Raw genomic sequence first — 21,506 nt, forward strand, 5'->3', positions numbered from 1 at the left:
CACACCACCGGCCACACCCCCACCACCTGGACCCCGGAACCCGCTCCCGCGAGCGACCTCCCCACCTACCCCTTCCAACACCAGCACTACTGGCTCACCTCGCGACCGTCCTCCGGTTCCGCCGCCTCCGGTACGGATCACGCGCTGTTGGAGTCCGTCGTGCGGGTGGCCGAAGGGGATCGTCTCGTCCTCACCGGCCGGATCTCGCTCCGTACGCACCCGTGGCTCGCGGACCACGCCGTCGCCGGTGTCGTCCTGCTGCCCGCCGCCGCCTTCGTCGACCTCGCTCTCCACGCCGGCCAGCACACCGGCACACCCGCCGTCGAGGAGCTCACCCTGGCGGCGCCGCTCGTCCTGCCGGAGCGACGCGCCGTGGATGTGCAGGTCACGCTCGACACCGCCGACGAGGCAGGTCGGCGCGGCCTCACCGTGCACGCACGCCCGGCGGACGCGGACGACGCGCCCTGGACCCGGCACGCCACCGGCACCCTCACCGCGACCCCGCAACCGGCCGCCGACCCCATCGACTGGCCCCCGCCGGGGGAATCCGTCGATCTGACGGACGCGTACGGCCGCCTCGTCGACCGGGGGTATGCGTACGGCCCGCTGTTCCAGGGGCTCGGCGCGCTGTGGCGGGACGGCGACGACCTGTACGCCGAGGTCGCGCTTCCCGAGGACGCCGACACCACCGGCCACACCCTCCACCCCGCCCTCCTCGACGCCGCCCTGCATCCGCTGCTGGTGGCCGACCCGGATGCCCCGTTGCGGGTGCCCTTCGAGTGGTCGCGGATCGCCTTGCACTCCAGCGGCGCCACCGGGTTGAGGGTGCGGCTGCGGCGCACCGGGACGGACACCGCACGGCTCGACTTCGCCGACCCGGCGGGCGCGCCGGTGGCCACGGTCGACGACATCGTCCTGCGTGAGGCCGACTTCAGCGGGCTCGCGGCCGAGGTCTCACCCCGCAGTCCGTTGTACGTGGTGGACTGGCGGCCGGTCCCTCGGATCCCGGCGGCCCCCGACTCCTCGGTGGCCGCGTGGGCCGTCCTCGGGGACGACGTCCTCCGTGTTGCCGAGACCCTGGGCATCGGTGACGTACACCAGGATCTGACCGGGCTGCGGGCCGCGCTGGACGCGGGCGGGCCGGTGCCCGAGGTGGTCGTGCTGCCTTGGTCGACCGCCGGCGACCTGCCGGATGCCGCCTACGAGTCCGCGCGTGCCGCCCTCGCCGTGGTGCAGGAGTGGCTCGCGGACGAGCGGCTGTCGTCGGCACGGTTGTTGATCGTGACGCGGGGTGCGGTGGCCGCCGGGCCCCGGCCCCAGGTCCCGCTGCTCGCGGCGTCGCCGGTGTGGGGGCTGCTGCGCACCGCCCGGCAGGAGGCGCCGGGACTGTTCACGACGATCGACCTCGATCCCCCGGCCCTGGCGGACCCGGAGGGCTCAGGTTCCGCCGACGTACCACCGGCCGACGACATTCGTCTGTTGCCGTCGGCGATGGCGTCCGGGCTCGGGGAACTGGCGGTGCGCGACGGAGCGCTGCTGGCACCCGCGCTCGCCCGGGCCACCGACCCGCACCCTGCTGCCACCCCGCACCCGGCTACCGACCCGCGCCCTGCCACGGATCCGGATCCGGACGTCGCCCCGGAGGCCGCCACCCACTTCGACCCCGACGGCACGGTGTTGATCACGGGCGGTACCGGCACGCTCGGCTCACTCCTCGCCCGCCACCTCGTCACCCACCACCACATCCGCCACCTTCTCCTCATCAGCCGACGCGGACCCCAAGCCCCCGCAGCCACCCAACTCGCCCAAGAACTCCGCACCCTCGGCGCCCACCCCCGCATCGAAGCCTGCGACGCAGCGGACTCCGACGCCCTCCACCACCTCCTCAACACCATCCACCCCGACCACCCCCTCACCGCCGTCATCCACACCGCAGGCCAACTCCACGACGCCACCCTCACCACCCAAACCCCCCACCACCTCCACACCACCCTCCACCCCAAAACCACCGCCGCCTGGAACCTCCACCACCAAACCCGCCACCACCCCCTCACCCACTTCATCCTCTACTCCTCCATCACCGCACTCACCGGCACACCCGGCCAGGCCAACTACGCCGCCGCCAACACCTTCCTCGACGCCCTCGCCCACCACCGCCACACCCACGGCCAACCCGCCACCACCCTCGCCTGGGGACTCTGGGACGAGGGCGGCATGGGCGAGAAGCTGAGCGGTACGGATCTGGCGCGGCTTCGCCGGTCCGGGATCGCTGCGATGACGCCCGACGAGGCGCTGGGGATGTTCGACGCCGCGCTGCGGCACAGGGATCCGCTCCTGGTGGCGGCCCGGTTCGACATCGCCTCGTTGCGGGCGCGGGCCGCCTCCGGCGAAGTGCCCGAGGTGCTGCTCGGGCTGGTGCCGGGCCCCGTGCGGCGGGCGGCTGCCGCCGCCCCGGCCGGCAGTGGATCGGACGGGCCGTCGCTGGCCGCGCGGATCGCCGGCACCCCGGACGAGGAGCGGGAGGGGCTGCTGCTCGGCCTCGTACGGGAGCAGATCGCGGCCGTGCTCGGGCACGGGTCGCCGCAGGACATCGCCGCCGAACGGGGGCTGCTCGACCTCGGGTTCGACTCGCTGACCGCCGTGGAGTTCCGCAACCGTCTCAACTCCGTCACCGGGCTTCGGCTTTCGACGACCGTCGCCTTCGACCATCCGACGCCGCTGGCGCTCGCCCGATACCTGCTGACCGAGCTGGCGCCGACCGCTTCCGCGCGGAGCGGCGGCCTGCTGGACGCCATCGACCGGCTGGAGGCGCTGCTCACCCTCCAGTCCGCCGGCGACACCCCGGCCGCCACGGACGGGGCGGAGATCGCCGAGCGCCTCCAGTCCCTGTTGCGCAACTGGCACACCCTGACGGAATCACGGCACGGCATCGACGACAGCGAGCTGGAATCCGCGACGGACGACGAACTCTTCGACGCGCTCGACAAGGAGCTCGGCCTGTCCTGACGCCGCGCCGCCGGCCGACGGCGCCCACACCGCCGGCCCACCGACCATCGCCGAACTCTTCACCAGCAAAGGTTGACCTCCCGTGGCGAACAACGAAGACAAGCTCCGTGAATATCTCAAGCGGGCCACCACCGATCTCCGCCAAGCCCGGCGGCGCCTGACGGAGATCGAAGAGGCGCAACAGGAGCCGATCGCGGTCGTGGGGATGGCCTGCCGTTATCCCGGCGGGGTCTCCTCCCCCGAGGACCTGTGGCGGCTGGTCTCGGAGGGCACGGACGCCATCGGACCGTTCCCTCGGGACCGCGGCTGGGACGACGACCTCTACGACCCGGACCCCGCCGCCATCGGCAAGTCCAGCACCCAGCACGGTGGATTCCTCTACGAGGCCGGCGAGTTCGACCCGGCGTTCTTCGAGCTCAGCCCCCGCGAGGCCATGGCGACCGATCCGCAGCAGCGGCTGCTGCTGGAGACGGCCTGGGAGGCGTTCGAGCGCGCCGGGATCGACCCCACCACCCTGCGCGGCAGCGACACCGGCGTCTTCGCGGGGGTCATGTACAACGACTACGCCTCGCGGCTGCGGCCCGCGCCGGAGGAGTACGAGGGGTACTTGGCCAACGGAAGCCTCGGCAGCGTGGCGTCCGGGCGGATCGCCTACACCCTGGGGCTGGAGGGACCCGCGGTCTCGGTGGACACGGCGTGCTCGTCGTCGCTGGTCGCTCTGCATCTGGCGGCGCAGGCCCTGCGGGGCGGCGAATGCTCGCTGGCCCTCGCCGGCGGCGCGACCGTGATGTCGACGCCGGGGACCTTCGTGGAGTTCAGCCGGCAGCGAGGGCTGTCGCCCGACGGCCGGTGCAAGGCGTTCTCGGCCGACGCCGACGGAACCGGCTGGAGCGAAGGCGTCGGGCTGCTCCTCGTCGAGCGGCTCTCCGACGCCCGCCGCAACGGCCACCCCGTACTGGCAGTGATCCGCGGCACCGCCGTCAACCAGGACGGTGCCAGCAGCAGGATGACGGCGCCGAACGGCCCGTCCCAGGAGCGCGTGATCCGGCAGGCCCTCGCCAGCGCCCGGCTGACCGCGGACCAGGTCGACGCGGTCGAGGGACACGGCACCGGTACCACCCTCGGCGACCCCATCGAGGCGCAGGCACTGATCAACACGTACGGGAGGGCACGGTCACCCGAACACCCTTTGTGGCTGGGCTCGTTGAAGTCCAACATCGGACATGCCCAGGCCGCGGCCGGTGTCGGCGGCGTCATCAAGATGATCATGGCCCTGCACAACGACGTACTACCGCCCACCCTCCACGCCGACAAACCGACCGAACACGTCGACTGGACCGACGGCACCGTCCAACTGCTCACCGAGTCCAGGGCGTGGGAGCGGCAGGAGGGCCGGCCGCGGCGGGCGGGCGTCTCCTCGTTCGGGATCAGCGGCACCAACGCCCACGTGGTCATCGAGGAAGCCGCACCCGAGGAACAGGACACACCCGAACTGCCGCCCCTGCCCTGGCTGCTGTCTGCCAAAAGCACCGGCGCCCTGCGCGACCAGGCCCGGCAACTGGCCGCGTTCGTCCAAGACCGGCCCGACACCGACCTGACACGGACAGCACACCAACTGGCCGCCCGCACCCGCTTCGACCACCGCGCCGTCATCTCCAGCGAGTCACGCCAGGACCTGCTGACCGCACTGACCGCCCTGGCCGACGGCGACGGCAGCCCGCACCTCACCACCGGCACTGTCACCACCGGCAAAACCGCCTACCTCTTCACCGGCCAGGGCAGCCAACGCGTCGGCATGGGACGTGAACTCTACGACGCCCTCCCCGAGTTCGCCCGCGCTTTCGACACCGTCTGTGACCGCTTCGACCAGATCCTGGACCGGCCGCTGCATGACGTGATGTGGGGCGGCGCGCCGGAACTGCTGCGGCAGACCCAGTACACCCAGGCGGCGCTGTTCACCCTCCAGGTCGCGCTCTTCCGCACGCTGGAGCACCACGGACTGGCCCCGGACTACCTGATCGGGCATTCCATCGGCGAGATCTCCGCGGCCCACGCGGCGGACGTCCTCGACCTCGACGCGGCCGTGAGCCTGGTCGCCGCCCGCGGATGCTTCATGAACGCGGCCCGCACCGACGGGACCATGCTCGCCCTCCAGGCCACGGAGAAGGAGGTCCGTTCCCTGCTCGACGGTCTCGGCCGGGGGCTGGACCTCGCAGCGGTGAACGGGCCGCGGTCCGTCGTCGTGTCCGGTGACGCGGACGCCGCCGACGCCGTCGCCGCCCATTTCGCGGCCGAGGGCCGCAAGACGACACGTCTCGACGTCAGTCACGCCTTCCACTCCCCGCACATGGACGACGTACTCGACGACTTCAAACAGGCCATTTCCTCGCTCACCTTCCACACACCCCGCATTCCGGTGATCTCGAACATCACCGGACTGCCCGCAGGCGCCGGTGACCTCACCTCGCCGGGCTACTGGGCCCAGCACATCCGCGGCGCCGTCCGCTTCCACCCCGGCATCCAGTACCTCGAAGGAGTCGGCGTCAGCCGTTACATCGAGCTCGGCCCGGACGCCACCCTGACCGCCCTCGCCCGCCAGACCCTGGACCCCGCATCCGACGCGGTCTTCGCCCCCACCCTGCGCAAGAACACCCCTGAGCCCCGGACCTTCCAGGCAGCCCTCGCCGCCCTCCACACCACCGGCCACACCCCCACCACCTGGACCCCGGAACCCGCTGCCGCGAGCGATCTCCCCACCTACCCCTTCCAGCGCCGGCACTACTGGCTGGCGCCCACCGCCCAGTCCACCGACGTCGGTTCGGCGGGCCTGTCCGCCCCCGGGCACCCGTTCCTGGGCGCTCTGGTCACGGTCGCCGACGAGGACCGGCTCATCCTCACCGGCCGCATCTCCCTACGCACCCACCCCTGGCTCGCCGACCACACCATCGCCGGAACGACGCTGCTGCCCGGCACCGCCTTCGTCGACCTCGCACTCCACGCCGCCCAGCACACCAACACCCCCGCCATCGAAGAACTCACCCTCGCCGCACCCCTCCCCCTGACAGAACAACACCCCGTCACCCTCCAGCTCACCATCGACGCACCCGACTCCGAAGCCCGCCGCACCTTCACCATCCACTCCCGTCCCGACGACGACACCCCATGGACCCGGCACGCCACCGGCACCCTCACCGCGACCCCGCAACCGGCCGCCGACCCCATCGACTGGCCCCCGCCGGGGGAATCCGTCGATCTGACGGACGCCTACGGCCGCCTCGTCGACCGGGGGTATGCGTACGGCCCGCTGTTCCAGGGGCTCGGCGCGCTGTGGCGGGACGGCGACGACCTGTACGCCGAGGTCGCGCTTCCCGAGGACGCCGACACCACCGGCCACACCCTCCACCCCGCCCTCCTCGACGCAACCCTCCACGCCTGGGCCCTCACCACCGACCCCCACACCACCCTCATCCCCTTCAACTGGACCGGCATACAACTCCACGCCACCGGCGCCACCCACCTCCGCGCACGGCTGTCCCCCGCGGGGGACGACACCATGCGGATCGACCTGACCGATCCGGCGGGCGCCCCGGTCGCCACCGTGGAGGCGCTCACCACGCGGGTCGGGGCGCCGGTGACGGCCGGATCCCGGGTCGCCCTCCATCTGCCGGAGTGGAAGGCACTCCCGGCCACGGCGGCCGCGCGGACCGAACCCGCCACGGAGGGTGAGCGGACCGAGCCGGCCGGGACGGGTACGGTCGCCGTTTCCGTTCTGGGTCCCGACCCGTTCGGGCTCGCCGCGGCGCTCGGTGCCGAGGCGCACGCCGACCTGGCGGAGCTGCGGGCGTCGGTGACGGCCGGTGCCCCGGCGCCCCGGCTGGTGCTGGCGACCTTCGCCGGGCCGGTGGACGGCGAGTCCCCGGACCGGGCGGCCGAGGTGCTCGCCGGGCAGGCGCTGGAACTAGCCCAGAGCTGGCTGGCCGACGACCCCGACGGTGACGGTCGGCTGGTCATCGTGACCAGTGGGGCCGTCGCCGCCCGGCCGGGCCCGGAGATCCGGGATCTCGCGGCGTCCGCCCTGTGGGGCCTGATCCGCGCGGCGCACTCCGAGCATCCGGACCGGTTCGCGCTGCTCGACCTGGAGGAGCGGCGGCCCGACGCGGCGGCCGCGGCCGTCGAGGCGCTCGCGGCCGGCGACGAGTACCAGTTGGCGGTGCGGGACGGGCTGCTGTACGCGCCCCGCCTGGTGCGGGCGGAGTCCGCGTCCGATGTGCTGGTGCCGCCGCAGGGTTCCCCGTACTGGCGGCTCGACGTCCGCAGCACCGGTTCGCTGACCGACCTGGCGCTGCTGCCCGCTCCCGATGCGGGCGCGCCGCTGGCCGCGGGCGAGGTACGGGTCCAGGTCCGGGCCGGCGGCCTCAACTTCCGCGATGTGCTGATCGGTCTCGGGATGTACCCGGGCGACGAGGCCCGGATCGGCGGCGAGGCGGCGGGCGTCGTCCTGGAGGTGGGTCCAGGTGTCACCGGGGTCGCACCCGGTGACCGCGTGATGGGGCTGTTCCCGGCGGGCGCGCTCGGCCCGGTGGCGGTCACCGACCACCGCTGGGTGTGCCGGATGCCGAGCGGCTGGGACTTCGCGGAGGCCGCTGTCGTACCGGTGGTGTTCCTGACCGCGTACTACGGTCTGGTCGATCTCGCGGGGGTGCGGGCGGGCGAGTCACTGCTCGTCCACGCGGCGACCGGTGGAGTGGGCATGGCCGCGCTGCAACTCGCCCGGCACTGGGGCCTGGAGGTGTATGGCACCGCGAGCCGGCCCAAGTGGGAGGTGCTGCGGTCGCTGGGCGTGGACGAGTCCAGGATCGCGTCCAGCCGCACGCTCGACTTCGAGGAGCGGTACCGGGCGGCCACCGGCGGCCGGGGCTTCGACGTCGTCCTCAACTCCCTGGCGCAGGAGTTCGTGGACGCGTCACTGCGGCTGCTCGCGCCCGGCGGGCGGTTCCTGGAGATGGGGAAGACGGACATCCGGGACGCCGCTCAGGTGCGGGAGCAGTTCCCGGGGGTCTCGTACACGGCGTACGACCTGATGCGGGTGGATCCCGGGCGGGTCCAGGAGATGCTGACGGAACTGGTCGCGCTCTTCGAGTCGGGGGCGCTGCGGCCGCTGCCGGTCACGGCCTGGGACGTCAGCCACGCGCCGGCCGCGCTGCGCCACCTCAGCCAGGCCCGGCACACCGGCAAGGCGCTGCTGACGCTGCCGGCGCCGATGGATCCGGAGGGCACGGTGTTGATCACGGGCGGTACCGGCACGCTCGGCTCACTCCTCGCCCGCCACCTCGTCACCCACCACCACATCCGCCACCTTCTCCTCATCAGCCGACGCGGACCCCAAGCCCCCGCAGCCACCCAACTCGCCCAAGAACTCCGCACCCTCGGCGCCCACCCCCGCATCGAAGCCTGCGACGCCGCGGACCCCGACGCCCTCCACCACCTCCTCACCACCATCCACCCCGACCACCCCCTCACCGCCGTCATCCACACCGCAGGCCAACTCCACGACGCCACCCTCACCACCCAAACCCCCCACCACCTCCACACCACCCTCCACCCCAAAACCACCGCCGCCTGGAACCTCCACCACCAAACCCGCCACCACCCCCTCACCCACTTCATCCTCTACTCCTCCATCACCGCACTCACCGGCACACCCGGCCAGGCCAACTACGCCGCCGCCAACACCTTCCTCGACGCCCTCGCCCACCACCGCCACACCCACGGCCAACCCGCCACCACCCTCGCCTGGGGACTCTGGGACGAGACGAGTGCCATGACCGAGGGGCTCGGGGCGGCGGATCTGGCGCGGATGGCCAGGGACGGGATCCTGCCGCTGGCGACGGCGGACGGGCTCGCGCTGTTCGACGCGGCGCTGGCGGGCCGGCAGCCGTTGTCGGTCGGGGTCGGTCTGGACCCGGCGGCGCTGCGCGAGCGGGCTCGAGCGGGTTCGTTGCCGCCGCTGTTCAAGGAGCTGGCCGGGGTGGTGCGCGCGGTGCCGCGGGCGGCCGGCGGGGCGGCGGGCGCGGCGGCCGCGGGGCCGTCGCAGCGGGAGCGGCTCGCGGCGCTGGGGGCGGCCGAGCGGCAGGAGGCGTTGTCGGCTCTCGTACGGGAACACGTCGCCGCGGTGCTCGGGCACGCGGACGCGGACGGGGTCGTGGCGGAGCGGCCCTTCAAGGAGCTGGGCTTCGACTCGCTGAGTTCTGTGGAGCTGCGCAACCGGCTGAACTCGGCGTTCGGGCTCCGGCTGCCCACGACCCTGGTCTTCGACCATCCGACTCCGGTGGCCCTCGGCCGGTATCTGGCGGTGGCGTTGGCCCCGGCGGAGGAGGACGCGCTGACCGCCGTCCTCGCGGATCTGGACCGCGTCGAGGAACGGCTCGGGGCGCTGGCGGCGGAGGGCGGCAGGCAGGCGAAGGTGAGCGGCCGGCTGCGGGACCTGTTGCTGCGGCTGGAGTCGGACGGGCGGGCGGCGGAGGGCGTCGACGCGCTGGCCGAGGAGGCGTCCGACGACGAGATCTTCGACTTCATCGACCGGGAGCTCGGCATCAACTGAGGGAGAAAGGACGGCGATTGCTAAGCGGGGACGCTCCCTGTATTATCCCGAAGGAAGCGTGGAGCGTCCCCGGTTAGCGCCCCGCCGCTCCGCTTTCCCCTGCCCGCTCTCCCCCTTTCTCCCCCTTTCGAGGAGCCAGCCAAGCCATGAGTGCAGAGACCCACACGACCACCCGCCGCCCAGGCGTGGTGCTGGTGCTCGTCCTCGCCCTGCAGACCATGCTCATCCTCGACGTCAACGTCGTGAACATCGCCCTGCCCGACGTCAAGGAGGCACTCGGCTTCAGCCCGACGAGCCTTTCCTGGGTGCTGAACTCCTACATGCTCGCCTTCGGCGGCCTGTTGCTGCTCGGCGGCCGGATGGGCGACATCATCGGCCACCGGCGAGGCCTGCTCGTCGGCGTGACCGTGTTCTCCCTCGCCTCCCTGCTCGGCGGCCTGGCGAACTCCTCCGAAATGCTGCTCACCGCGCGGGCGCTGCAGGGCGTGGGCGCCGCCATCGCCGCGCCGACCGTGCTCTCGCTGATCGCCACCCACTTCACCGACGACAAGTCCCGGGCCAAGGCGCTCGGTGCCTACGCCGCGGTGTCCGGCTCCGGTGCCGCCATCGGCCTGATCGGCGGCGGCCTCCTCACGGACTGGCTGTCGTGGCGCTGGGTACTGTTCATCAACGTACCGATCGGTGTCGCCCTTCTCGTCCTGGCGCCGATGTTCATCCACGAGACCGACCGGACCCCCGGCCGCTTCGACCTCGGCGGCGCCTTCACCTCCACGGTCGGTATGACGGCGCTGGTGTACGGCTTCATCCGGGCCGCCGAGCAGGGCTGGGGCGACGGGCTGACCCTCGGGTCCTTCGCGCTGGCCGTGGTGCTGCTGCTCGCCTTCGTCCTCATCGAGAACAACGCCAGGCAGCCGATCACCCCGCTGCGGCTGTTCGCCGACCGCAACCGGGCAACCGGCTATCTCTCGCTGCTGTTCGTGATGGCGGCGGGCAACTCGATGTTCTTCTTCCTCACCCAGTTCCTGCAGGAGGTGCGCGCCTTCACGCCGATCCAGGCGGGCCTGGCGTTCGTGCCGCTGGCCCTGCTGATCCTGGCCTCCTCCAACGTGGCGGCGAAGCTCCTGCCCAAGAGCGGGCCGCGCGCACTGACCGCGATCGGCGCCGGTGCCATGGCCGTCAGCCTGGTGTGGTTCGCGCAGCTCGACTCGACGTCCGGCTACGTCACCGCGCTGCTCGGCCCGATGATCGTGGCCGGTCTCGGCATGGGTGTGCTGCTCGTCGGTGTCACCACCATCCTGATGTCCGGCATCAAGCCGGAGGAGTCCGGCGCCGCCTCGGGTCTGCTCAACGTGATGCAGCAGATCGGCGGCGCGCTCGGTCTCGCCATCATGGTCACCGTGTTCGGCGCCGCCACCCGTGGCGCGGACGTGCCGGCCGGGCTCGACAGCAAGGGCGCCGCGGACTACGTCCTCACCGAGGGCACCACCACGGCGTTCGTCTGGGGGGCCGGCTTCACCGCGGCCACCGTGCTGCTCACCCTGCTGATGCGCAAGGTCCCGATGGGCGGCGGCGGCGACGCGGCACCGCAGGAGGCGTCCGCGCCGGAGGAGCAGGTCGCCGCCCAGTAGCCGGGGGAGGCGACCGCCGTCCCCACTCATGCTTTCTGGCAATGAAGCCCCGGCCGGCGCCCCCCGGCCGGGGCGCTCCCGTATCAGTCCGGAAAGATCCAAGCCATTCGTACGGGCAATATGGCTGGTTCACCGACTTCCAGGGGCACCAAGATCACGATACTCGCTTATCGTCTGGTCTGAACGTAACCGGGGGGAAGGATCGGCCATCGTGAATCCATCGACGGTCATGGAGTCCGCGGCAGGGATACCATCGCTGCGCTACGAGGAATCACTAGGTCTCCTGCGCGCTTTCAAGCGGCTGGAGGACGGGCAGGGCGGCATCGTCGAGATTCTCGGTGATCCCGGAACAGGCAAGACCAAGCTGGTCGCACAACTGACGGACGCCGCACACCGAGCCGGCCTCACCGTCCTGGACGGCCGTTGCTACCCGTCCGAGCGCAACGACTCGCTCCATGTGTTCAGCCGCGCCCTGAACGCCCTGATCACGCCGGGACATCTGGCCGCCGTCTCCGCACGGCACAGCCTGGTGCTGCGGGCCGGGCTGTGCAGCCGGCACGTCGGCGACCCCCCGCCCCCGATGCACGACCTGGCCCGTGCGGTCCACGACCTGCTCACCAAGTCCGCCCGTGACGGCCTGCTCCTCGTGCTCGACGACTTCCACTGGGCGGACCCCAAGTCCCTCGAACTCGCCGACCACCTGGCGCGCTGGCCGGTGCAGGGCCCGGTGCTCCTGGTGATCACGCACCGGCCCCGGCAGACCGCCCCGCAGCTCCTGGCGACGCTCGCCCAGGTCGCCGAGTCGGGCCGGCTGACCCGCGTCGAGCTGGCCCCGCTCACCCTGGAGCAGACCGCCCGGCTGCTCGAGGTGCGCCCCGACACGGGCTGGCTTCCCGCGGTGCACAAGGAGAGCCAGGGTGTTCCGCTGTACGCCCTGGTCCTGGGCGAGTCGGCGCCCATGAGCCCGGTGCTCAACTCTGGTCTGCTGACCGGGCGGCTGGCGCCGCTTTCGGCCGAACTGGAACTGCTCGACCCGGCCGAGCGGCTGGTGGCCGAGTCGGGGGCGGTGCTCGGGGACATCTTCAGCCAGGGCGAGCTGTCCGCCGTCTCCGAGCTGCCCCTCGACGAGACGTGCTCGGTGGTCGCCGGCCTCATCAGGCACGACGTACTGCGCCCCCTTCCCGGATCGGCGACCCAGTTCACCTTCCGTCACCAGGTACTGCGCCGCCTGCTGCACGACCAGGCCAAGCCCTGCTGGCGGCCCGGTGCGCACCGGCGGGCGCTGACCGTACTGGGCCGCCGCTCCGCCTCCGCCGCGGAACGGGCCGTCCACATCGAGCTGTCCACCAGCAGTTTCACACCGGAGGACCTGGAAATCCTGGCCAAGGCCGGCGAGGAGAGCGTGGTCACCTCGCCCGCGGACGCCGTACGGTGGCTGCTGCTCGCGCTGCACGGGCTGCCGTCCGCCGGGGAGACGCACGGCAGGCTCCTCAAGCTGATGCCGCCGCTGACCCGGGCGCTGCGCGGCGCCGACTACCTGTCACACCACGATGCCCTGCGCGAACTGCTCACCCAGGGCTGCTCGATCGATCCCCAGGAGGGCCACCGGGCCGCGATCCGGCTCTGCATGGTCGTCGAGTGCCTGCAGGGGCGGTTCGCCGAAGCCGACGCGCTGCTCAGCACGGAGATCGACCGGCTCGCCCCGCTCGGCGCCTGCGACGACCTGCTCGCCCACCTCACGGTCCACCAGGGCATCGTCGCGCTGCTGCGGCAGGACCGCAGACTGCCCGAGGTGGCCGCCACCGCGCTGTGCCTTGCCAGATCCGGCGGCCGGCCGACCGTGCTCGCCGGGGCCACCGCGCTGCACGCCATGGCGGAGCTCGTCGCGGGCCGCACCGAGCAGTGCCTGGTGTCCTACGACGCCGCGGTGCGCCAGGTGGACGACCTGCCCGACGCCGAGCTGTCGCTGCACAGCGAATACCTGGCGCTGTTCGGCTGGATCGCCTCGGCCCTCGGACGGCCGCGGGAGGCCGAGTCCTTCTACGAGCGGGGCGTCTCGGTCACCCAGGGCTGCGCCTACGACCCGGTGATGCCGGTGCTGCTGAGCGGACTCGCCGAGGCACAGCTGCGTCAGGGCCGGCTCACCAGTGCCCGGCGTTCGGCCGCGCAGGCCGCGGACCTGGCCTGCTACCTGGGCGCGGATCAGCTGCGGACGCTGGCCCTGGCGCAGGAAGCGCTGTGCGTGACGTACACGGAACCTTCCGGCAGCAGCCGGGCCTCGGCGCTGGCCGAGGAGGCGCTGCGGGCGTTGCGTGACGGGTCGGGCGTCTGGTACGCGTCGGCGGTGCTCACGCTCGCCGAGGCGCTGCTGCTCCAGGGCAGCCCCGAGCGCGCGCTGAACCTGCTGCTGGTGCTGGGGACGCCCGAACTGACCGCCCTGGACCTCCCGTTGCGTGCGCGGGGCTACGAGTTGCTCACGCTGGCGTCGCTGTCCAGCGGTACGGTCAGCGATCCCTGGGCCGGGCTGGCGGCCCGGTCGGCGCAGGCCAGCGGGTTGCCGCAGGCCTGCGCGTACGCCCGCCTCGCCCGCGGCCACGTCCTCAGCCGCAGTGACACGGGTGCCGCGCTGGCCTCGTACCAGGAGGCCGAGAGGCTCTTCGACAGCGCCCATCTGAGGCTGCCCCGGCTCACGGCCCGGTTCCGGGCGGCGCGCGCGGCGAGCGCCGGGAACCGCCAGGAGACGGCGGTGCCGCTGTGGGCCACGGTGCGGGACCTGGCGGCGCAGTGGGGCGTCGCGCTGTACGCCCGGCTGACCCCGGACAGTCTGCTGGAGAGCAGTGCGAGCCGGGGGTGCCACGCGCTGCTTCCGGCGCCGGTGCCGGAACCGGCCAGTCTGGGGCTGCTGACCGAGCGCGAGTCGGAGGTCGCGCAGTTGGCCGGACTGGGCCGCCGGACCAGGGAGATCGCCGAGTCGCTCGGTGTGAGCCCTCGCACAGTCGAGGTCCATTTGTCCCGCATCTATCGGAAGTTGCAGCTCGGATCGCGCGCTGAGCTGGCCCGTCTCATGGCCGTACGTAGTTCCACTGATGCCCCTGGAGGCAGCCCGGTGCGAGGCTGAGGCCCGGCACCGAACGACAAGCCGGGCGGCCCAGTCCCTCACAGAACTGACTGGAGAGGTTGATGTGAGCACGGAAAGCACGGTTCCCCCGCACCTGTGGTCGGCGGGGATCAACTGTCCGCGGACCGGCGGTGAACAGTCCCTCGACGGTGAGGTCTTCCGCCGCGTGTTCCGCGGACATCCGTCCGGGGTGTCCGTGATCACGGCCACGGACGGGGACCGGCCGGTCGGCTTCACGGCGACCTCGCTCGCCTCGCTGTCGGCCGCTCCGCCGCTGATCTCCTTCGGGGTGGGCAGAAACGCTTCGTCTTGGTCCACGGTGTGCACCGCCGAGTACGTCGCTGTACACCTTCTCGCCCTGGAGCAGCGGCAGCTGGCGTCGACGTTCGCCCGCAGCGGCGCCGACCGGTTCGCACCGCCGACCCGCTGGCGGCCGGGCCCCTTCGGGGTGCCGCTCCTGGACGAGGCCCGGGCCGTGCTGGTCTGCCGCAAGGTGTACGACCTGCCGACGGGCGACCACACGCTGGTGATCGGGCAGCCGGTGTACGCACGTGAGGGCGACGCGGCCCTCCCGCTGGTGTACCTCGACGGGCGCTACGGCTCAGTGTCGCGCTGAGTGCCGTCGGGCAACGCGAACTTCCAACTGGGGGACAGATCATGCGGTTCGAAATCTTGGGAAGCCTGCGAATAACTGACGCTGACGACATTTTCGCCATCAGCGCGCCGAAGATGGAAAGCGTACTGGCGGCACTCCTGGTGCGGGCCAACGACGTCGTCTCGACGGACCAACTGTGCGGCGAGATATGGGGTGAGGAACCGCCCCGCCGGGCCACCGCCACCCTGCACGTCTACATCTCGCAGCTGCGCAAGCAGTTGAAGCCCGCCAGCCGAGGGACGGCGAGCCCGATCGTCACGCGTTTTCCGGGATACGTCCTGGAACTCGGCGACAACAGCCTGGACGCGGACATCTTCCAGCGCCTCGTCCAGCAGGCCCGTACGGCGGTCCGGACGGGCCGGCACGCGGAGGCGTCGACTCTGTGCGAGCAGGCACTCTCGCTGTGGCGGGGCACCGTGCTCGGGGAACTGCGCGGCGGAGCCATCGTGGACGAGTTCGCCACCTGGGCGGAGGAGACCCGCCTGGAGTGCGTCGAGATGCGCAACGAGGCCGATCTCGCCCTCGGTCGCCATCGCGAGCTGGTCGGTCCGCTGTACTCGCTCGCCACCCGGCATCCGCTGATCGAGGCGTTCCACCGCCAGCTGATGCTGGCGCTGTACCGCTCCGGCCGCCGGGCCGAGGCGCTGCAGGCCTACCACAACGTACGGGCCGTGCTCGACCGGGAGTTGGGGATCGCGCCCTGCCGGCAGCTGCACCATCTGCACAACCACATCCTGACCGACGCCGGGGACGGTGCGGTCGTGCCCGCGGCGGCCTGACCGGGACGGCCGGCCGGGCTGCTCGCCGCCGGGCCGGCCGAGCCGCCGGATTGCAAAACGGGGACAGTCCCCATATTCTTTCGGCTATGACCACCGCATTGGGAATCAAACTGTCGGTACTGGACACCGCCCCCGTGTGGCAGGGGTCGACGGCGACGACATCGCTGCGCAACACCATTCGCCTGGCCAAGGCCGTGGACCGGCTCGGGTACCACCGCTTCTGGCTTGCGGAGCACCACAACATGCCCTCGTTGTCGACCTCCTCGCCCGCGATCCTCGCCGGGCAGATCGCCGCCGCCACCCAGCATCTGCGCGTCGGGGCGGGCGGTGTCATGCTGCCCAACCACCCACCGCTGGTGGTGGCCGAGCAGTTCGGCACACTCGCCGCGCTGCACCCGGGCCGGATCGACCTGGGCCTCGGCCGGGCGCCCGGCACCGACCCGCTCACCGCCCGTGCGCTGCGCCGACAGGCCGGACCGCTGGGCGCGAGCGACTTCCCGGCCCAGATCCAGGAACTGCTCGGCTACTTCGCCCCGCCGGCCGGCACCGACCCCGGCTCCTCCGGCCCGGTGGCCGGCCAGGTCAGCGCGGTACCGGCGGCCGAGCACGCCGTGCCGGTCTGGCTGCTCGGCTCCAGCGGGTACAGCGCCCAGCTCGCCGCCACGCTGGGCCTGCCGTTCGCCTACGCCCACCACTTCTCGCCGCACGGCACGGTGGCCGCGCTCGACGCCTACCGCGCCGAGTTCCGCCCCTCCGCGTACCTGAGCGAGCCGTACTCGATGGTGGCGGTGTTCTGCGGGGTCGCCGAGGACGACCGGCGCGGTGAGCTGCTCAGCGCGCCGCTGCGCATGATCACCGCCCAGTCGCTGCGCGGCCAGAACCCGTACTTCCCGCCCGTCGAGGAGGCCGCCGGGTTCGCCTTTTCGCCCGACGAGCGGGTCGTGGTGGACCAGATGTACGACGGCCAGATCTTCGGCGGCCCGGACACGGTCCGGCAGAAGCTCGGCGAGTTCCTGAAGGCGACCCGCACCGACGAGCTGATGGTGATGGGCGCCATCCAGGATCACGACGAACGCGTGCGCTCCTACGAGCTGCTCGCCGAACTGACCGGACTGGCCGCGCCCGGATCCGCGGTCCCGGCCGCCGCCGCGGTGGCCTGACCGGCCCCCTCGCCCGCCGCCGCGTCGGCCAGGATCGCGAAGGAGCGCACCCTCGCCTCCACACCGAACACGGGCGTCGCCGCCAGGAGTTCGTCCGCCCCGGTCAGGGCCCGGAACTCCGCGAGGCGGCGGCGTACCGAGGCCGGACCGCCCACGATCTGAGTGCCGAAGTGTGCGTCCAGGTAGTCCTTCTCGCTCTGACGCAACCGGTATCCGGCGGCCCCCTCGGGCGTGCGGAAGAGGGTCAGCGGATTGGTCGGCCCCTCCACGTGCGCGACCCTGATCGGCCCCGCCTGCCACTCGGCCTCCTCGTCTGTGGGCGCGGCCACCACCTGCGCCGACACGGCGACATACGGGCGCTCGATGAGGCCCACGGGACGGAACTCCGCACGGTAGCGGGCCAGCGCCGCCTCGGTGCCCGCCGGGTTCAGGTGGTGCGCGAACGCGTACGGCAGGCCCAGGCGGCCCGCGAGGGCGGCGCTCGACGCGCTGGTGCCGAGCAGCCAGACCGGCACCGGGCGCTCCGGTGCCGGGGACACCGCGACCGGGGGCCGCTCGTCTTCCTTGTACGGCGTCAAGTACTCGATCAGATCGGTCAGTTGACGCTCGAACCCGGCCTCGTGGGCGGGGTCGGTGCGACGCAGCGCCCGCGCGGTGGCCGGCTCACCGCCGGGGGCGCGGCCGATACCGAGGTCGATCCGGCCCGGGTGGAAGACGTCCAGGGTGGCGAACTGCTCGGCCACCACCAGCGGCGTGTGGTTGGGCAGCATCACCCCGCCCGAGCCGATCCGCAGGGTGTCGGTGACGGCGGCGAGCCGGCCGATGAGGACCGGCGGCGTGGAGGTGCCGAAGGCGGGCATGTTGTGGTGCTCCGCCAGCCAGTACCGGTGGTAGCCCAACCGTTCCACGGCGGGCGCGAGTTCGAGGAGCTCGGTCAGCGACCGGGCCGCCGGGACGTCGTACCAGACGGGCACGGTGTCCAGGACGGACAGTTTCAGGGGCGCGGTGTCGTTCATCGTGAGACTCACCATCGTCGGGTACGGCCGGAATCACTTCAGGCTTCGGCCTGGGCAGTCGGGGAAGCGGTCGAACGGATCGGGGTGGCGCCGGGCAGGCCGCGCCCGGCGTCCGGGCCCGGCACGGCGTCCAGGAGCTGCCGGGTCCAGGCGTGCCGGGGCCGGGTGAAGACCTCCTCCACCGGCCCGGCCTCGACGACCCGGCCCGCCCGCATCACCGCGACACGGTCACTCATGCGCCGCACCACCCCCAGGTCGTGCGAGATGAACAGGAGGGCGATCCCGAGGCGCCGCTGCACCTCCTCGAACACGTCGAGGACCTGGGCCTGCACGGAGACGTCGAGGGCGGACACCGGCTCGTCGCAGACGATGACGTCCGGGTCGGGTGCCAGCGCGCGGGCGATCGCCACGCGCTGGCGCTGGCCGCCGGAGAGCTGCCGTGGTCTGCGGTCGAGGATCGCCTCGTCCAGACCGACCAGGGCGAGGAGTTCGGCGAGCCGGGCGCGGTGGCCTCGGGCGGCGCGGCGGCCGGGGGCGCCGAGCGCCTCGGCGACGATCCGCTCGACGCTCCAGCGCGGGTCGAACGAGGACAGCGGGTCCTGCTGCACCAGCTGGATACGGCCGCGCAGCGCCGCCCGTTCCGACTCGCGACGCCGGGACCAGGGCCGGCCGAGCAGCGTCACCTCTCCGGCGTCGGGCTCGGTCAGCCCGAGGACGACCTGCCCCAGCGTGGTCTTGCCCGAACCGGACTCGCCGAGCACGCCGAGGGTCTCCCCCGCGCGCAGCTCGCAGGACACTCCCCTCAGGGCGTCGGTGTTTCCGTACCTCTTCGTCAGCCCGTCGGCCCGCAGCACCACCGCGCCGGCGTCCTCGGGCCGGAGGGCCGACCGTCCTCGGGACGGAGCCGGGGAGAACGTGGGCACGGCCGCCAACAGCTTTTGGGTGTACGGATGTCGTGGTTGCTCCAGCAGTGCCTGGGCCGGTGCGGACTCCACGATGCGGCCGTCGTGCATCACCGCGATCCGGTCGGCGAGCCGGGCCACCACGGACAGGTCGTGGCTGATCAGGAGCAGTGCGGTGCCGTCGGCCCGGCGGGCCGCGAGAAGGTCGAGGATCTGCGCCTGCACGGTCATGTCCAGGGCCGTGGTCGGTTCGTCGGCGATCAGCACGCGGGGCGAGGCGGCGATCGCGGAGGCGATGAGCGCCCGCTGACGCTGTCCGCCCGAGAGCTGGTGGGGGAACTGCCGGGCCCGCAGCTCCGGTTCGGGCATCGCGACGTCGCGCAGGAGCTCCTCGGCGCGGGCGGGGCGGTCGCGCCGGGTGCCGATGGCGTGGGCGGCGAGCGATTCGGCGATCTCGTCGCCGACGCGGCGCAGCGGGTCGAGGGAGACCAGGGCGTCCTGGAGGACCAGGCCGACCTCGGCGCCCCGCAGCCGCCGCCACTCGCGTTCGGTCAGTCCGGTCAGGTCGCGGCCGTCGAACGCCAGCCGCCGGGCCGTGACCGTGGCGCCCGGCCCGGTGAGCCCGGCCAGGGCCCGTCCGGTGACGGTCTTGCCCGACCCGGACTCCCCCACCACGGCCAGGCACTCGCCCGCCCGCAGCGTGAGGTCGAGGCCGTGCACCACCTCGGTGCGGTGCCGTCCCTGCCCGAAGGCGATCCGCAGGTCCCGTACGTCGATGAGCGGTGTGCCCGCGTCGTCGTCATGCCCGGTCATGGGCGTCCCTCCCGTACAGCCGCCGCTGGAGGTCCCGGCCGACGACCGTCACCGCGACGACGGTGACGGTGACGGCGAGGCCGGGGAAGACGGCCGCGGCCCAGGCCGTCTCCAGGTGGTCGCGGCCTTCGGAGAGCATCGCGCCCCACTCGGGGGACGGCGGCTGCGGTCCCATGCCGAGGAAGCTGAGGGTGGAACCGGCGATGATGGCGCTGCCGACGTTCACCGTGGCCAGGACGAGCAGGGGCGGCAGCGCGTTGGGCAGCATGTGGCGCCAGAAGACGCTGCCGCGTCCCCGGCCGCCGACGACCGCCGCGCGCACGTAGTCGCTGTCGCGGACGGCCAGGGCCTGACCGCGGGCGAGTCGTAGGAAGCCGGGCAGCAGTGAGGCCCCGATGGCGAGCGTCGCGTTGCCGGCGCCCGGGCCGAGCAGAGCCACCACGACGAGGGAGAGCATCAGACCGGGGAAGGAGAGAAGAACGTCGGTGACGCGCATCAGGAGTTGGTCGACGGCCCGTCCCGCGGTCGCGGCGAGCACTCCGAGCAGCGCCCCGGCGACGACGGCGAACGCGGTCGCGCCGAAGCCCATGAGGAGCGAGGCGCGGGCGCCGTGCACGATCCGGCTGAGCACGTCGCGGCCCAGCTGGTCGGTGCCCAGCCAGTGGCCCGAGCCGGGTCCGGCCAGCGCGTTCACCGGGTCGATCGCGTCCGGCTGCTGCGGCGCGAGGACGCCGGGGGCCAGCGCCGCGAGGGTGGCCAGTACCAGTGCCGCCCAGGCCAGCGACGTACCCGGACCCGGGCGGAAGGCGCCCCGTGGGCGTCGGGGTACGTCCGGTGCCGAGGGCGCGGTCGTGGCCGGGGCGTCGGAGGCGGCCGGTGGTGTGGAGGTGCTCACCCCATGCTCCTCTGCTCGATCCGGGGGTCGATCAGGCGGTAGCCCACGTCCACCAGGAGGTTGATCAGCGCGAAGGCCACCGCTGAGACCAGGACCACGCCGGTGACCAGCGGCAGGTCGCGGCGGGCCACCGCGTCGGCGGTGATCTGCCCGAGGCCCTGGCGGCTGAAGACGCTCTCCACCACCACGGCACCGCCGAAGAGCGTGCCCACCGCCCAGCCGGCCAGGGTGACCAAGGGGATCAGACCGTGCCGCAGGGCGTGCCGCAGCCGTATCGCGTTCTCGCCCAGACCGCGGGCCCGGGCGGTGGCCACGAAGGGCTGTTCCAGGGCGCGTTCCATCTCCTCGCGCAGCACCTGGCTGAAGACGCCCGCCATCCCGGCGGCGAGCGTCACCGCGGGCAGAACGAGGCCGCTCGCGCCGGAGCCGCCCATCGCGGGGAACCACTGGAGCCGGAACGACAGCAGCGCGAGCAGCAGCATGCCGGTCCAGAACGCCGGGCTGGAGGCCGCCACCAGTTCCAGCGCGGAGGAGACACGGCGGGCCCGCGGCCGGCCCGCGGTCAGGACGGCGGCGGCCACCGCGACGACGAGCGCGAGGGCCAGCGCGGCGACGGCGAGTTGCACGGTCGGCCACACCTGACTGCCGATCACCTTTGCCACGGGTTCCTGGAGTTGGTAGGAGTCGCCCAGGTCACCGGTCAGGAGGCGGCCCATGAAACGGCCGTACTGGACGACGAGCGGTTCGTCGACACCCAGGTCGCGGCGGACCTCGGCGACCACGTCCGGTGCGGGACTGGTCGAGCCGAGCACGCTGCGCACCGGGTCGCCGGGGAGCAGGGCGAAAGCGAAGAACACGGCGTGGGCGGCGCCCGCCACGACCAGTACGGCGAGCAGCAGTCGGCGAAGGAGCCAGCGCAGCATCGGGGGCATC

Annotated in this window: 10 protein-coding genes and 1 pseudogene; 7 read left to right on the forward strand and 4 right to left on the reverse strand. The window is 72.7% G+C overall.

Features of this window, described 5'->3' with window-relative positions; all coding sequences use genetic code 11:
• The 7 genes and pseudogenes from ACIBK3_RS45900 to ACIBK3_RS45930 all read left to right on the forward strand — a co-directional run.
• The coding region (locus ACIBK3_RS45900; RefSeq protein ID WP_399374567.1) for a KR domain-containing protein at positions 1–3,006 on the forward strand (3,006 nt) is incomplete at its 5' end.
• Positions 3,007–3,133: 127 nt separating this feature from the next.
• Positions 3,134–9,607, forward strand: a pseudogene (locus ACIBK3_RS45905) (type I polyketide synthase); the annotation flags it as partial.
• A 146-nt stretch (positions 9,608–9,753) separates the two neighbouring features.
• Positions 9,754–11,235, forward strand: coding sequence for an MFS transporter (locus tag ACIBK3_RS45910; RefSeq protein ID WP_399374568.1), 1,482 nt, complete (start codon positions 9,754–9,756; stop codon positions 11,233–11,235).
• A 211-nt stretch (positions 11,236–11,446) separates the two neighbouring features.
• On the forward strand, positions 11,447–14,353 hold the full coding sequence (locus ACIBK3_RS45915) for an AAA family ATPase (RefSeq protein ID WP_399374569.1): 2,907 nt from the start codon (positions 11,447–11,449) through the stop codon (positions 14,351–14,353).
• Positions 14,354–14,462: 109 nt separating this feature from the next.
• Positions 14,463–14,969, forward strand: a complete 507-nt coding sequence (locus tag ACIBK3_RS45920) for a flavin reductase family protein (RefSeq protein WP_399374586.1) — start codon at positions 14,463–14,465, stop codon at positions 14,967–14,969.
• A gap of 113 nt (positions 14,970–15,082) precedes the next feature.
• Entirely contained in the window at positions 15,083–15,787 is a 705-nt protein-coding gene (locus ACIBK3_RS45925; RefSeq protein WP_399374570.1) for a BTAD domain-containing putative transcriptional regulator, read from the forward strand.
• A gap of 86 nt (positions 15,788–15,873) precedes the next feature.
• On the forward strand, positions 15,874–16,947 hold the full coding sequence (locus tag ACIBK3_RS45930; protein WP_399374571.1) for an LLM class flavin-dependent oxidoreductase: 1,074 nt from the start codon (positions 15,874–15,876) through the stop codon (positions 16,945–16,947).
• Here the strand turns inward: ACIBK3_RS45930 and ACIBK3_RS45935 are convergent.
• From ACIBK3_RS45935 to ACIBK3_RS45950, 4 genes are read right to left on the reverse strand one after another with little or no spacing between them, the layout of a single operon-like run.
• Entirely contained in the window at positions 16,872–17,963 is a 1,092-nt protein-coding gene (locus ACIBK3_RS45935; RefSeq protein ID WP_399374573.1) for an LLM class flavin-dependent oxidoreductase, read from the reverse strand. The two genes, ACIBK3_RS45930 and ACIBK3_RS45935, sit on opposite strands and share 76 nt — an antisense overlap.
• A gap of 38 nt (positions 17,964–18,001) precedes the next feature.
• Positions 18,002–19,678 (reverse strand): dipeptide ABC transporter ATP-binding protein, encoded by a 1,677-nt coding sequence (locus ACIBK3_RS45940; RefSeq protein ID WP_399374574.1) that lies wholly within the window; start codon positions 19,676–19,678, stop codon positions 18,002–18,004.
• On the reverse strand, positions 19,665–20,573 hold the full coding sequence (locus ACIBK3_RS45945) for an ABC transporter permease (RefSeq protein ID WP_399374575.1): 909 nt from the start codon (positions 20,571–20,573) through the stop codon (positions 19,665–19,667). The genes ACIBK3_RS45940 and ACIBK3_RS45945 overlap by 14 nt, the downstream gene beginning before the upstream one ends.
• Positions 20,570–21,505: an ABC transporter permease gene (locus tag ACIBK3_RS45950; protein WP_399374576.1), complete on the reverse strand. Its 936-nt coding sequence runs from the start codon at positions 21,503–21,505 to the stop codon at positions 20,570–20,572. Before ACIBK3_RS45950 ends, ACIBK3_RS45945 begins: the two co-directional genes overlap by 4 nt.
• Position 21,506: the final 1 nt, after the last annotated feature.

The sequence above is a fragment of the Streptomyces sp. NPDC050287 genome (assembly GCF_044459385.1).
GTDB lineage: Bacteria > Actinomycetota > Actinomycetes > Streptomycetales > Streptomycetaceae > Streptomyces.

Coding starts and splice junctions, on each gene's coding strand:
- ACIBK3_RS45940 (WP_399374574.1), bottom strand. CDS start 19,678: ATGACCGGGCATGACGACGACGCGGGCACACCGCTCATCGACGTACGG.
- ACIBK3_RS45935 (WP_399374573.1), bottom strand. CDS start 17,963: ATGAACGACACCGCGCCCCTGAAACTGTCCGTCCTGGACACCGTGCCC.
- ACIBK3_RS45950 (WP_399374576.1), bottom strand. CDS start 21,505: ATGCCCCCGATGCTGCGCTGGCTCCTTCGCCGACTGCTGCTCGCCGTA.
- ACIBK3_RS45925 (WP_399374570.1), top strand. CDS start 15,083: ATGGAAAGCGTACTGGCGGCACTCCTGGTGCGGGCCAACGACGTCGTC.
- ACIBK3_RS45910 (WP_399374568.1), top strand. CDS start 9,754: ATGAGTGCAGAGACCCACACGACCACCCGCCGCCCAGGCGTGGTGCTG.
- ACIBK3_RS45930 (WP_399374571.1), top strand. CDS start 15,874: ATGACCACCGCATTGGGAATCAAACTGTCGGTACTGGACACCGCCCCC.